The organism is Nitrospina sp. P1_D6, assembly GCF_052156615.1.
Taxonomy (GTDB): Bacteria; Nitrospinota; Nitrospinia; order Nitrospinales; family Nitrospinaceae; genus Nitrospina.
Genome location: NZ_JBQKUN010000001.1, coordinates 150,596 through 163,309, shown reverse-complemented (window position 1 = coordinate 163,309; position 12,714 = coordinate 150,596). Strand labels below are relative to the sequence as shown.

Below are 12,714 nucleotides of genomic sequence, written 5' to 3'. Positions count from 1 at the left end.
GCATCCCCAGATGCAGGGGCCATTTTTTTTGCCTACAAGCCTTCGAACTCCATCCCAACCAAGTAACGAAGCCCCCACCAGACATACCTCAAGACCTCCCGCAAGGACAGATAGCTCAGCCCCCCCAGCACAATCAAGACCACGGCAATCACCTGTTTTTTGCCGGGGGACGAGGTATCAATGAGAGTCCAGGGGAGATGGTCCAGTACCAACCCCACCCCCACCCACACAAACAATGCCAGCAGGCCCAATGCAACAATCCAAAGAAATAATGAAGGAAAAGCGGGCAATGGCCCTCCCGGGCAGAGCGGGCCCCGAAGGGCCTAGTTGAAGACGTTCTTGTCCAATTCCAAGTGGCGTTCGGCCACATAGCGCAGGCTGTCCTCACCGTGCACTTTTATGTGATACCAGGGCTGGTTCTTCGGGGGGCGGCTGCGGGCCATTTTCTCGTACCACTCCTCTGAAAGCTGGAATTCCGGGTCGACACCGAGGACCACCCCGTAATAATCGTAAAGCTTGTGGTGGATCATCTGGCCGATGCAATATTTGGGTTGGGATTGTTTCATGGCGCTCCCCGGTCAGTGGATGGTTCTATTAAAAATATACTGAAAATCAAAGAGAGAGAAAAGGACGGAATCACACTTGGAGGAGTTTGTATAAAAATCAAAAGGGGGCGTGAGCCCAGCCCACGCCCCCACTCAGCCCGTTCTAAAATTCAGATGAACATTTTGACAGTTTCATCGACCTCATTGGGGACTTCTTCACGGATTTTATCAATGACATCCTTCGGCACACCGGCATGCTTCGGCACATCGGGGAGCAATTGCGGCACGGCGGGCTCGCCACTGTTGCCGATCTTCAAAAAGTAAACCATGATGTCTGACATGTTGAGAATACAGCAATCCCGCCTCACTTCGGGGTCACTGACTTCAAGGGGGAAGTGGTGGTAAGTCACCATGTCCACAAGGCGCTGAGGAAGCTGCCATTCCATAAGCAACAGCTGGCAAACCTCGGCGTGGCTGAACCCGTATGTTTCCTTTTCCACGAGGAACAGGTGTTTTTTGGTTTCCCTGCACTGTTCCAGCACACCCTTCGCCACCTCGGTCTGCTGTTTGAGCGGAAGGAGGGTGCCGATGTCGTGCAACATCCCGGCAAGGTAAAAACGTTCCGGGTTCTCGATACCCACGGCTATTGCCATTTTACGCGCCGCAATGCCGGTGGCAATGCTGTGCATCCAGAACGTCTCCATGTTAATCAGGTCTCGCGGGATCCCTTTGAACTTGCTCACAACCACCGTTGCCAGAGCGAGGTCCATCAGTTGGTCTGTACCGATGATGTTGAGGGCGTGGTCGATGGTTTCCACCGTAGAGGAAAAACCATAAAAGGGGCTGTTCACGATTTTCAGAAGGCGCGCTGTCAGTGCGGGGTCGGCACTGATGATCCGGGAATAATCATTAAAACTGCTCTCCGGATCGTCCATGGCCTGCTTCAATTGGTAATACAAGACAGGCGGCGAGGCCGCCCAGGAACCGATCATGTCTTTGATTTTGGTCGCCAAGTCCCCCCCCTTTTCGTTTTCAACGCAGGTTGAATTCCGATATGGATGCTGTTAATTTGAACCACTGAACTTCGTATTATAATTATTCTGGTATCGATCCCCAAAAATTTCTTCACTCGACACTGAAATTACTGAACCCCGATCTCAGCAGGAACTAGGATATGGATAAACTGGAAGCCGTGCAACGGGTCCTCCGTTTCAGCAACACCATTCGTGAATGGTGTGAAAATGAGCATAAAGTCTACTTTGATGACTTCGACAACGAAAATGTGGAAAATTACGAACCCGGTGGTTTCGGCGAACTGGCCGACGCCATCATTGAAGACGGGGTCAACGAAAGCATCCTCGACGAAGAGGACCTCCGGGACTTCCAGTAGCCCCATCCCTTTCTGGCCCGGTTTCTGGTTTGATTTCGCCATCCCCTGCCCCGGTCAGGCGTAGAGGGAGGCCACCCACTTTCCATAGCCGTTGAACTTTTCGGTCGGATAAATATCGCCGGTGCCGATCATCTTCTCCTTCTTCTGAGACCAACGCGGGTGCGGAACCTCCGGGTCGACATTGGAAACGAACCCGTATTCGTGGGGAACCAGTGTATTCCAGAAGGTCGCAGGCTGTTTGCTCACAAGCTCGATTTTGACCACCGACTTGATACTTTTGTAACCGTACTTCCATGGCGTCACCAGCCGGATACCCGCTCCGTGCTGGTTGGGCAGCACATGACCGTACACCCCGGTAGCCAGGATCGTCAATTCGTTCATCGCCTCGGCGATTGTCAGTCCCTCGGTGTAGGGCCACGGCAGGTGGCTCTGCTCCTGTCCCGGGGCCACTTGCGGATTGAGGAAGCTGGTGAATTTCACAAACCGCGCCCCGGGTTTGGGATCGGCACGACGAATCAGTTCCCTTAACGGAAACCCATTCCACGGCACCACCATCGCCCACGTCTCCACGCAACGATGGCGGTAAACCCGTTCCTCCAGCGGCATGGTCTTGATGAGGTCATCCACATCATACGTTTTGGGATTGTTGACAAGACCGGAAACCTCCACCTGCCATGGGCGAGGCTTGAAAGCGTCGATCAATTTCCACACGCCTTCTTTCACCGAGGTGAATTCGTAAAAGTTGTTGTACTGGAGCGCTACGGTCTCCTGAGTCATGGGCCGCGAAACGGTATAGGCCGGATTGCGTTTCAAACCGGGGATGGGGATGAAGTCGGTTTGGAGCTTTCGATCGGGCTCACCCAGAAGGCGGTCCAGCCAGCTGGACTGAGCCTGCGCAGTGCCGGGAAAAATGGCTCCGCCAACCATCAGACCGGCGGCCGTCATCGCCTGGAGAAAATCGCGGCGATTGAAAAACAGGGTTTGCGGAGTGATGCTTCGGGAGTTTTCATTCCAGTCGGGGGGTATATACAAGTGGCTCATAATCGCTCCTTTTGTGGCGTCCGGGTGGACCGCAGCGTCTCCCCTTTGCTCATTATATCCGCTCAAACCAAGAAAATCCTTGAGAGTTTAGGTGGATTCGCATACATTGTTTTGGCTTGCGGAAACCGGTCCAAGTCGGTTTCCACCTCTTTTTCTTGCCCTTTGGTCGTTTATGAAGCCGGAAGATTTCACATTATTCAGTGGGGGTGTGAAAGGCGCGGAGGCGGAGTTCGGTGCCAATGCCGAACGCCTCGGCCTGGAGGAAGTGCATTTCACTTTTGAGGGCCACAAGATCGTTCGAAAACGCGGGACGCGCTTCCTCACCCAGGAGGAACTCAAGCACGGTGACGTCAGCCTGGTTTACGTCTCCAAACTCATGCACCGCAAGTACACGGACGGCCCCCTGTTTCGGAAAGTCCTGCAAAGCATCTGGCACATGGTCAACCACGCGGGTGAAGTGTTCGTGGTGGGCCATATCCTTGAAGACAAAACGGTGAAAGGCGGCACCGGCTGGGGCGCCGAACTGGCCAAGCTGTTCAACAAACCGCTCTATGTGTTCGATCAGGACCAGGAACAGTGGTTCAAATGGACGGGGGACGCCTGGAAGAAAGCAACCCCGAAAATTCGGGATAAAAATTTTGCCGGAACGGGCACCCGTTTTTTAAACGCCGCAGGCAAGAAGGCCATCGCCGACCTGTTCGACCTTTCCTTTTCCAAATAAATAGCGGTTTTTCCGCCATTCCCCTCCCTCTCATCACGTATTTGTTTCCGGCAGCTCCAGACACATCGCATATTTTTTCCCCAATTATTTGATTTACCATCCCCCTTCCCTTAACCTGAAAACACGGAAGGAATCCTTTCCATTTCCCATTTCATTATCAAAATTAATCGGAGGGGTGGAATGTCAACGACCACAATCGTGATTTTGGGAATCCTGGGTTTCGGCCTGCTGGGGATCATCGGTTACTTCATCATGATCTACAACGGCCTCATTTCCCTTAAGGAAAACATCAAGAAATCCTGGGCCAACATCGATGTCATCCTGAAGCAGCGTTACGACGAAATCCCGAAACTGATTTCTGTCTGCGAAAGCTACGCCCAGTTCGAAAAAGGCATGCTCGACCGCCTGCTGAAAGCGCGCGAACGCTATGTCCGCGCGGATGGAGTGAAAGCAAAATCCAAGGCCAGCAACCAGATCAGCGAGGCGCTTCGCAGTGTTTTTGCCCTGGCTGAAAATTATCCCGAGCTCAAGGCCAACGAGAATTTCATGCAATTGCAGAATCGCATTTCGCACCTGGAGGAAACCCTGGCCGACCGACGCGAGTTTTTCAACGACAGCGTCAACAACTACAACATCCGCATCCAGCAAATCCCGGATGTGTTCGTGGCCGGCATGCTGAATTACCGGCAGGAAGAGATGTTTGAAGTGGCCGAAGAGGAACGCCGCGACGTGAAGGTCAACATCAAACTGCCAAGCTTCGATTGATTTTTTCCTAACCCGCAGGAGATTGTTAAGTGCCCAACCTGCCGAAAGATGAGTTGGAGATCATCTTTCTTTCACTGGTCGGCGCGGTCGCCGGAATTTTCCTGTTCTGGACCGGCTTCCGGGAGTTGAAGGCCAAGCGAATCATCCAGAACACACCCACCTCGAAAATCAACACCGGGGCGGTGGGAACCAACGTCGAGGTGAAAGGCCGTGTCATCGCCGAGAAAGACAAGATGGTGCGCGCGCCTATCAGCGGCAAGCCCTGCGCCTTATACCACATCGAAATCCAGAAATGGAAACGCGACCGCCGATCCGGCTTCAACCGCAACCGGTCCTTAATCAACCTGGGAGAGCGCCGGGGCTGGCAACGCGGCCGCTGGGTGACGATCGCCAAATATTTCTCCGATGATGGGTTTTATATCGATGATGACAGCGGCGCCAACGCCATGGTGCTGGTGGAAGGTGCAACCGTCAATCGCAACGGCGGTACCAGCGATTACGAATGCTCTTCCAACGAGTTCTCCACCATGGACCCGGAACTGTATCAGTCCCTCGACCAAAACAAAAAAAAGATACGGTCATTCAAGCTTAAGGATTCCGCCTGGCTGTTATCGACCGACTACCGCTTCCGTGAATGGTGCTTCGCTCCGGGTGAGCAGGTGTACGTGTTGGGCCACGCGGGATCCAACCTGAAAGTGAAGCGCCCCAAAAAGGCGGGGGTGAAGTTTTTCCTGAAAGCGAAAGAAGCCATCCGCAAAAACAAGGAACTTCAAAAACGCTTCGACACCAATAAGGATGGCAAGCTCGATTACTACGAACTGGAACGCGGAGCTCAATTGTTGGCGGAAAAACTCTCCGCCAAGTACAGCAAGGAAAAGCTGGAAGAGTTGGCTTCCAAAACCAAGATGGTGTTCAAGAAGGAAAACGGCCATCCCTTCATCATCAGCAACCGCCACGAAGAAGACCTGGTCTCCAACATCGCTACCTGGGCCACCGTCAAAATCTGGGGTGGTCCCGTCCTCACCGTCGCCTCGGTGGCCTACATCTGTTCTTATTATTTAAAGTAAGACGGACTTCCCGGACTTGGAAAGCCCCACTGGAATTCAGGACGCCTTGGCCGCATCAGCCCGCCTCCGCCTAGCCCAAAGCACCAGCGACAACCCGAATATGAAGATCCCGATGAATTGCGAGGTGGACAGCATCTCCGGAACCGCGTAGCCGCGGTCGTCGCCGCGGTAAAATTCGATGATGAAGCGGCCGATGGAATACAGGATTCCGTAGGTGAGGAGCACCTGCCCGTCAAAGCGTTTCTTCTTCTGCACCCACAACAGGACGAAAAAAATGACGAGTGCATTGAGTGACAGGTATATCTGAGTCGGGTGAAGCGGCACATTGAGCGGTGCCAGGGAATCCAGGTTGGTGAACGTGATGGCCCACGGCGCGTCGGTGCGCACGCCGTAACAGCACCCCGCGAAAAAACATCCCCAGCGGCCGATGGCCTGCCCGATGGCGATCGAAGGCGCCAGCACATCCGCCGTTTTCCAGAAAGGCAGATCGAACTTGCGCATGAAGTACCACGCCGTCGCCACCGCCGCCATCAACCCACCGTAATACACGAGCCCGCCCTTCCAGAACTTCAACATCTCCAGGGGATTCGAGGCAAAGTAGCGGTACTCGACGATCACGTACAGCAACCGCCCGCCCAGAATGGATGCGATCAGCAGGTAAAAACACAGGTCAAGGATTCGACCGGAATCGAGCCCTTCCTTCTGCCCCTGACGGGCCGCCAGAACGATGCCGACGAAGAAACCCGTCGCCACCAGCAGGCCGTAGGTGAAGATTTTGACAATACCAAACTCAAGCAGAATGGGATGCACGTGAGCTCTCCCTGTCAGGCGGATTCAGAGGTGGGGTCCTCTTGCCGTTTTCGCGGCGCGGTTCCATCCTTGATTATATCAATGAACATGAACAGCACGCCAATGGTAATGCAGGAATCCGCCACGTTGAAGGCGGGCCAGTGATAACTTCCGAAATGAAAATCGAGAAAATCGATCACTTCCTTGTACAAGATGCGGTCGATGAGGTTGCCGATAGCCCCGGCAAAAATCAGGATCAGGCCCCGGAGCGCGATTTTTTTATGACTCGGGGTTTCGTGAAAGAACACCAGAATGGCGATGATGGCGATCCCGGAAAAGATGATGAACAGAGTCGCCTTCATTTCCAGCTCGCTTTCGGCGAACAGGCCAAACGCCACCCCCGGGTTGCGGATGTGCGTCAAATTGAAAAAGTTGTCGATGATGCGGATCGACATGTTCTGCGGAATATGCAGAGCCACGAGGTACTTCGTGAACTGATCGAGGATGATCAGAATGTTGGAAATCAGAAACAGCTGAAGGTATTTGTTCTTCAAAAGAAACTCAGGCTTTGGCGGATTCCAGATGGGTCGCGCACCGTTGACAGATTCCGGGATGGTCTCCGGATGCTTCGGCCTCGACAAAATAGTTCCAGCAACGTTCGCATTTTTTTCCAGGAGCCGGTTTGACCCCGATCTTCAACCCCTCGATCACATCGCTCTGGTAGGCGTCGCCATCCAGTTGCGGAACCATCTCGACCTCTGACACGATAAAAATATATTTGAGCGATTCACGTTCGCTTTCCAGCAACGGCTGCATGGATTCAGGCGCAGCGAGGGAGACCGAAGCGTCCAGCGAATGCCCGATTACCTTTTCCCGGCGGCGCAACTCCAGTGCCTTGCTGACTTCGCCCTTGAGCTCCTTGATGCGCTCCCACTTGGTAGCCAGTTCGTCGGAAAATGTGACGCCGGACAGATCCGGGAACACGCTCAGGTGAACGCTTTCCGTTTTACTGCCGTCGTCGGGCATGTACTTCCACACCTCGTCGGCGGTAAAACTCAGGATCGGCGCCATCATCTGCGCCATGCCCTTTAACAGATCGTATATGGCTGTCTGACCCGACCGCCGGCCCTGCGAGGTTTTGGGGTAGGTGTAAATCCGGTCTTTCAGGATGTCCAGGTAGAACGCGCTCAGGTCCACGATGCAGAAGTTGTAAAACGTGTGGTAGAACACGTGGAACTCGTACTCCTCGAATGCTTTCTGGATGCGTTCGTTCACCTTCTTGAAGCGGTGCAGGATGTAGTGATCGATCTCCTCCATCTCGCCGACGGGCACACGGTCGGTTTTCGGATCGAAGTCGCTCAGGTTACCGAGGAGAAATCGGAACGTGTTGCGGATTTTCCGGTAGGCCTCGGTAAGCCTCTTTAAAATTTCGTGGGAGATGCGGATGTCCTCGCGGTAGTTCTCCGACGCCACCCACAATCGCAGAATTTCCGCGCCGTACTGGTCGATGATCTTCTGCGGGGCGATGACATTGCCCGCCGACTTCGACATCTTCTTGCCCTTGCCGTCCACCACGTAACCGTGCGTGAGAACGGTTTTGTACGGAGCCACACCGCGCGTGGCCACGGCTTCCAGCAGGGAACTGTGGAACCAGCCACGATGCTGGTCACTGCCTTCCAGATACAGGTCGGCCGGCCATTGCAGGTTCGGGTCCGGTTCCAGCACCGCCGCGTGGCTGACGCCGGAGTCGAACCACACATCCAGAATATCCATTTCCTTTTTGAACTCGGCAGACCCGCAGGCGCACTTTGTGCCCGCAGGCAGGAGGTCCTTCACGTCTTTCTCGAACCAGCAGTCCGCGCCTTCTTTTTCCACCGCCTCAATGACGGGTTCGTAAACCGCCATGTCGGCGAGCGTGGTGTCGCACTGCACACAGGTGAACACCGTGATCGGTACACCCCACGCGCGCTGACGCGACACGCACCAGTCCGGACGATTCTCGATCATGCCGTAAATGCGGTCGCGTCCCCAGTGCGGCACCCAACGGGTCTTGTCAATCTCCGCCAGCGCTTTCTGGCGCAAGCCCTTGTCGTCCATCGAAATGAACCACTGCGCCGTGGCGCGGAAGATAATCGGCGTGCGGCACCGCCAGCAGTGCGGGTAAGAATGATCGACCCGGTCCTGGTGGATCAGCTTGCCCAGTTCTTCCAGCTTCTTGATGATCTCCGGGTTGGCCTTCATCACAAACTGACCGCCGAAGAACTCGACCTCCGGCTTGAACACGCCGCCGTCATCCACCGGGTTGTACGTGTCCAGCCCGTACTTGAGGCCGACGATATAGTCCTCCTGACCGTGCCCCGGTGCGGTGTGAACGCAACCCGTGCCCTGCTCCAGCGTGACGTGGTCGCCCAGGATCACCGGCGACTCGCGGTCGATGAACGGGTGTTGGCAGACGACTCCTTCCAGGTCCTTGCCCGCGCATTTGCCGAGCACTTTGTAATCGGTGACGTCCCATTCGAGGATCAGAGCCGAAAGCCGCTCCGCCGCCACGACGTACTGCTCGCCCGCGATCTCAACGGCGGTGTACTCGAAGTCCGGGTGCAGGCACACGGCGAGGTTGGCGGGAAGCGTCCACGGCGTGGTGGTCCAGATAACGAACGATGCCTTCTTCGCATCCACGCCTTCGATCTGGTTGTTCCACCCCGACTTCACAGCAAATTTTACGTAGATGGACGGAGAATTGTGATCGGCGTACTCGACTTCCGCCTCGGCCAGAGCCGTACGGCAGTGCGTGCACCAGTGCACGGGCTTCAGTCCCTTGTACACCATGCCGGATTCGAGGAATTTCAGAAACTCGCGGACGATGGTGCCTTCGTAGCCGAAGCTCATGGTGAGGTACGGTTTGTCCCAGTCGGCGAACACGCCCAGCCGCTTGAACTCTTCCTTCTGCACCTCCACGAAACGCGCGGCGTACTCCCGGCACAGCTTGCGTACTTCATTCTTGGCCAGGTCCTGCTTTTTGCTTTTGAGCTCCTTGCCAACCTGGTGCTCGATGGGCAGGCCGTGGCAGTCCCAGCCCGGCACGAAAGTCGCGTCGAATCCTTTCATCGTCATGATGCGCACGATGAAATCCTTCAGCACCTTGTTGAGCGCGTGGCCCATGTGGATGTGGCCATTGGCGTAGGGCGGGCCGTCGTGGAAGACGTATTTCGGGCGGCCCTTCGACGCCTCGCGGATGCGCTGGTAAATGTCCTCCGCCTCCCATGCCGCCAGCACTTCCGGCTCCCTCTGCACGAGGTTGGCCTTCATGGGGAAATCCGTTTGCGGCAGGTTCAGGGTGTCCTTGTAATCCATTTTCGTGTCGCCGTCTTCCGTCTTCATTTCAGTTTCATCGCTTCCTTCACTTTTCGCATGGTGTTCTGCGCCACCTTGCGGGCACGCTCGGTGCCTTCATCTAGAATTTCATCCACTTCCTTCGGTTTGGCCACCAGCTCCGCCCGCCGCTCCATGAGGGGACGCATTCCCGCCAGCATGGACTCCGCCAGCAGGGCCTTGCAGTCGCCGCACCCGATGCCCGCCGTCCGGCAGTTCTCATCGACGTACGCCTGCTTCTCCTCCGACGAGAACAGCTTGTGAAACGGGAACAGATTGCACACGTCCGGATCGCCGGGATCGTTGCGCCGCAGGCGTTGCGGGTCGGTGAGCATGGACTGGATTTTCTTGGTGATCTCCTTTTCCGAGTCGGACAGGTAGATGGCATTATTGTAGCTTTTGCTCATCTTCCTGCCGTCGATGCCGTTCAGCTTCGGCACCTCGCTGATCTTCGCTTCCGGTTCGATCAACACCTTCTTTTTATAGAAATGCTGGAAGCGACGCACGATCTCGCGCGACAGCTCCAGGTGCGGCGCCTGGTCGATGCCCACCGGCACGAAGTGCGCGTTGTACAGCACGATGTCCGCCGTCTGCAGTACCGGGTAACCGAGGAAGCCGTAGGAACTCATGTCCACGGTCTTCACTTCCTGCTGCTTTTCTTTATAAGTGGGATTGCGCTCCAGCCACGACACCGGCACGATCATCGATAAAATCAGGTGCAGTTCCGCATGCTCCGGAATGCGCGACTGCACGAACAGCGTGCACTTTTCCGGATCCAGTCCCGCCGCCAGCCAGTCGATCGCCACCTCGCGCGTGAACCTGGGGATCTCGCCGGGGCTTTCGTGCAGCGTGGTCAGCGAATGCCAGTCGGCGATGAAATAGAAGCACTCGTAATCGTCCTGCAGGGACACCCAGTTTTTCAACGCGCCGAAGTAATTGCCCAAGTGAAGCAGGCCGGAAGGCTGCATGCCGCTCAAAATGCGTTTTTTCGACATCAATCGGAAATTTGATAAGGATTAAAGGAAGCGAATGATCTGTTTTACATAGGGAAACGCCTCTTGGGTAAAAAACTCTACCATAAACCCCATGGGGAGTCTAAGAATACCCAAAATTATCCCGGTCTGTGCGAAATAATCCAAAAGGAAGATGCCGAGCAGGACGAACCCGCTGTAGCGGTCGAACACCGCCAGCTTCGCCGCCATCTCCTGCGAGACCAACCCCTTCAGCACACTCGCGCCGTCCAGCGGAAAGATGGGGAGGAGGTTGAAGATCGCCAGCGCCACATTGATGTAGAGCGCGTAGCACAGCATGGCGAACAGAAACAGGTTCTGCTCCGGCGGCGTGACCCGCACCAGGAACCCGAAAATGAGGGCGAGGATCAGGTTGGAAGCCGGACCCGCCGCCGCCACGTACATCATGTCGCGGTGCGGGTTCTCGAAATTGCGCCCGTTCACCGGCACCGGCTTGGCCCAGCCGAAACCGAGGAAGTAGAAGCAGATGACGCCGAAGAAGTCCAGATGCTTGATCGGGTTGAAGGTGAGCCGACCCAGCCGCTTCGCCGTGTTGTCACCCAGAATGTACGCCACCCGGCCGTGGGAGTATTCATGCACCGTCAACGAAAACAGGATGATGACGGTAAAAAACAGGTAAAACTGCAAGCTTTCCAAGAAATTACCTCGAATGGCAAAGGACTGCCGGGAATTCTCCCGGCCGGCGGGGGAACGATCCGGTAGGAGGTTGACCCAAATACGCGTAATTGCGCTCTTAACTGAATTTTAGCTCATTTAAATCCCCCTTCTCAAATTTTATACAGCTTGCGTGTTTCTTCACATAAATTGCGTCCCTGTCCTCAAGCCTTTGGGTTTTTGGCCGTTATGAGAAGGGCGGCGGGTCACATTCGGTTGAATTCACTCTGCCGTTGCGTGACAATGAAATGATCCGCATTCACGAAACATCGGGACGCCCCCGGCCCGCCCGGCGTGGGTCGGAAAGCCCTTTAAACGAAAGCAGGTGAGCGTTTTGTCCACGAAGCATTCCAGTCAAATCATCGCCGTCGGCGGCGGCAAAGGCGGCGTCGGCAAAAGCGTGATCGCCACCAACCTGGCGGTGGCCATGGCCCTCACCGGGCAGAAGGTGGTGCTGGTGGACGGCGACTTCGGCGCCTCCAACCTGCACGCGCTGGTGGGCATCAGCAATCCCCGCTACGGCTTCCGCGACTTCTTCGTGCACGACGGCATCGAGGACGACCCCTCTCCCCTGCTTCAGGAAACCGGACTGGTGAACCTGAAATTCCTGAGCACGTCAGGCAGCCTGCCGGGCAGTGCGGACATCAACCAGAAACACCAGAACCGGGTCATCAACGTGCTCCGCAACCTGAAAGCGGATGCGGTGTGCATCGACCTCGGTCCGGGTACGGGATTCCATACGGTGGACTTCTTCAACCTCGCCGACCGGCAGGTGGTGGTGTCCACGCCGGAGATGACATCCATCACCAACACGTTCAATTACATCAAGTCGGTGCTGTTCCGCCGCATCAGCCAGGAGTTCAAGGCCAACGCCGAAATCCAGCACGCGCTCGATTTCTCCAGGAACCCGGAGGTGAGCGAGGACTGTTTCGAGATCGACCAGCTTCGCGCCAAAATCAAGCAGACCGACCCGGATTCGCTGGAAGCGGTCAACGACATCATCCGCACCTTCTCCCCGAGACTGGTCATCAACCGCGTGCGCGGCAAACGCGACATCATGGTGGGCGACACCCTCTGCAAACTCGTCAAGAAATACCTCGACGTGGACGCAAAATACCTGGGCTACGTGTTGGACAGCGAAGAGGTGCGCGATTCCATCGATGACATGGTGCCCTTCCTCGTTAAAGACCCGGCCAGCAAGCCCTCGGAAAACATCCGCCAGGTACTGAGCAACCTGACCCACACAGACCTGCACATGGTCAAGAAAAACGGCTCGATGTTCGTGTCGCTCGAGATCAAGCTGAAATCCGGTTGGGACCGCTGAGGACCGGCTCTCTTC

Annotated in this window: 13 protein-coding genes; 5 read left to right on the top strand and 8 right to left on the bottom strand. The window is 55.7% G+C overall.

What is annotated here, in order from left to right; all coding sequences use genetic code 11:
• Positions 1 to 323: 323 nt before the first annotated feature.
• Together hspQ and ACTRXA_RS00715 are read right to left on the bottom strand one after the other, a co-directional pair.
• A complete protein-coding gene (gene hspQ, locus ACTRXA_RS00720) occupies positions 324 to 566 on the bottom strand; it encodes a heat shock protein HspQ (protein WP_442425289.1) in 243 nt (80 codons plus the stop codon).
• 149 nt (positions 567 to 715) lie between these two features.
• Complete coding sequence (locus ACTRXA_RS00715; protein WP_005009834.1) at positions 716 to 1,558, bottom strand: HDOD domain-containing protein; 843 nt, start codon at positions 1,556 to 1,558, stop codon at positions 716 to 718.
• Between the two features lie 161 nt (positions 1,559 to 1,719).
• Between ACTRXA_RS00715 and ACTRXA_RS00710 the strand changes: the two genes are divergently transcribed.
• Positions 1,720 to 1,935, top strand: a complete 216-nt coding sequence (locus ACTRXA_RS00710) for a hypothetical protein (RefSeq protein WP_442425288.1) — start codon at positions 1,720 to 1,722, stop codon at positions 1,933 to 1,935.
• Positions 1,936 to 1,989: 54 nt separating this feature from the next.
• Here the strand turns inward: ACTRXA_RS00710 and msrP are convergent, their stop codons facing one another.
• Positions 1,990 to 2,976 carry a protein-methionine-sulfoxide reductase catalytic subunit MsrP gene (gene msrP / locus ACTRXA_RS00705; RefSeq protein WP_442425287.1) on the bottom strand — a complete coding sequence of 329 codons (987 nt, stop codon included), beginning with the start codon at positions 2,974 to 2,976 and terminating at the stop codon, positions 1,990 to 1,992.
• 172 nt (positions 2,977 to 3,148) lie between these two features.
• On the opposite strand from msrP, the gene ACTRXA_RS00700 reads away from it, so the two are divergent.
• From ACTRXA_RS00700 to ACTRXA_RS00690, 3 genes are all read left to right on the top strand, one after another.
• Positions 3,149 to 3,697: a hypothetical protein gene (locus ACTRXA_RS00700; protein WP_442425286.1), complete on the top strand. Its 549-nt coding sequence runs from the start codon at positions 3,149 to 3,151 to the stop codon at positions 3,695 to 3,697.
• A 180-nt stretch (positions 3,698 to 3,877) separates the two neighbouring features.
• Entirely contained in the window at positions 3,878 to 4,462 is a 585-nt protein-coding gene (locus tag ACTRXA_RS00695; RefSeq protein WP_442425285.1) for a LemA family protein, read from the top strand.
• Between the two features lie 29 nt (positions 4,463 to 4,491).
• Positions 4,492 to 5,529, top strand: a complete 1,038-nt coding sequence (locus tag ACTRXA_RS00690) for a GIDE domain-containing protein (RefSeq protein WP_442425284.1) — start codon at positions 4,492 to 4,494, stop codon at positions 5,527 to 5,529.
• Positions 5,530 to 5,565: 36 nt separating this feature from the next.
• Here ACTRXA_RS00690 and lgt read toward each other — a convergent pair whose 3' ends face one another.
• From lgt to ACTRXA_RS00665, 5 genes are read right to left on the bottom strand one after another with little or no spacing between them, the layout of a single operon-like run.
• Positions 5,566 to 6,339 carry a prolipoprotein diacylglyceryl transferase gene (gene lgt, locus ACTRXA_RS00685; RefSeq protein ID WP_442425283.1) on the bottom strand — a complete coding sequence of 258 codons (774 nt, stop codon included), beginning with the start codon at positions 6,337 to 6,339 and terminating at the stop codon, positions 5,566 to 5,568.
• Positions 6,340 to 6,353: 14 nt separating this feature from the next.
• Complete coding sequence (gene lspA, locus ACTRXA_RS00680) at positions 6,354 to 6,872, bottom strand: signal peptidase II (protein WP_442425282.1); 519 nt, start codon at positions 6,870 to 6,872, stop codon at positions 6,354 to 6,356.
• Positions 6,873 to 6,879: 7 nt separating this feature from the next.
• A complete protein-coding gene (gene ileS, locus ACTRXA_RS00675) occupies positions 6,880 to 9,672 on the bottom strand; it encodes an isoleucine--tRNA ligase (RefSeq protein WP_442425851.1) in 2,793 nt (930 codons plus the stop codon).
• Positions 9,673 to 9,695: 23 nt separating this feature from the next.
• The gene (trpS, locus tag ACTRXA_RS00670) at positions 9,696 to 10,685 is read right to left on the bottom strand and encodes a tryptophan--tRNA ligase (RefSeq protein WP_442425281.1); all 990 of its coding nucleotides are present in this window, start codon (positions 10,683 to 10,685) and stop codon (positions 9,696 to 9,698) included.
• A 21-nt stretch (positions 10,686 to 10,706) separates the two neighbouring features.
• On the bottom strand, positions 10,707 to 11,357 hold the full coding sequence (locus ACTRXA_RS00665) for a site-2 protease family protein (RefSeq protein WP_442425280.1): 651 nt from the start codon (positions 11,355 to 11,357) through the stop codon (positions 10,707 to 10,709).
• 352 nt (positions 11,358 to 11,709) lie between these two features.
• On the opposite strand from ACTRXA_RS00665, the gene ACTRXA_RS00660 reads away from it, so the two are divergent.
• Positions 11,710 to 12,699: a P-loop NTPase gene (locus tag ACTRXA_RS00660; protein ID WP_442425279.1), complete on the top strand. Its 990-nt coding sequence runs from the start codon at positions 11,710 to 11,712 to the stop codon at positions 12,697 to 12,699.
• Positions 12,700 to 12,714 lie beyond the last annotated feature (15 nt).

Excerpts from the sequence above, each read along its gene's own strand:
- ileS (WP_442425851.1), bottom strand. The coding sequence starts at position 9,672 with ATGGATTACAAGGACACCCTGAACCTGCCGCAAACGGATTTCCCCATG.
- ACTRXA_RS00695 (WP_442425285.1), top strand. The coding sequence starts at position 3,878 with ATGTCAACGACCACAATCGTGATTTTGGGAATCCTGGGTTTCGGCCTG.
- trpS (WP_442425281.1), bottom strand. The coding sequence starts at position 10,685 with ATGTCGAAAAAACGCATTTTGAGCGGCATGCAGCCTTCCGGCCTGCTT.
- ACTRXA_RS00710 (WP_442425288.1), top strand. The coding sequence starts at position 1,720 with ATGGATAAACTGGAAGCCGTGCAACGGGTCCTCCGTTTCAGCAACACC.
- msrP (WP_442425287.1), bottom strand. The coding sequence starts at position 2,976 with ATGAGCCACTTGTATATACCCCCCGACTGGAATGAAAACTCCCGAAGC.
- ACTRXA_RS00700 (WP_442425286.1), top strand. The coding sequence starts at position 3,149 with ATGAAGCCGGAAGATTTCACATTATTCAGTGGGGGTGTGAAAGGCGCG.
- hspQ (WP_442425289.1), bottom strand. The coding sequence starts at position 566 with ATGAAACAATCCCAACCCAAATATTGCATCGGCCAGATGATCCACCAC.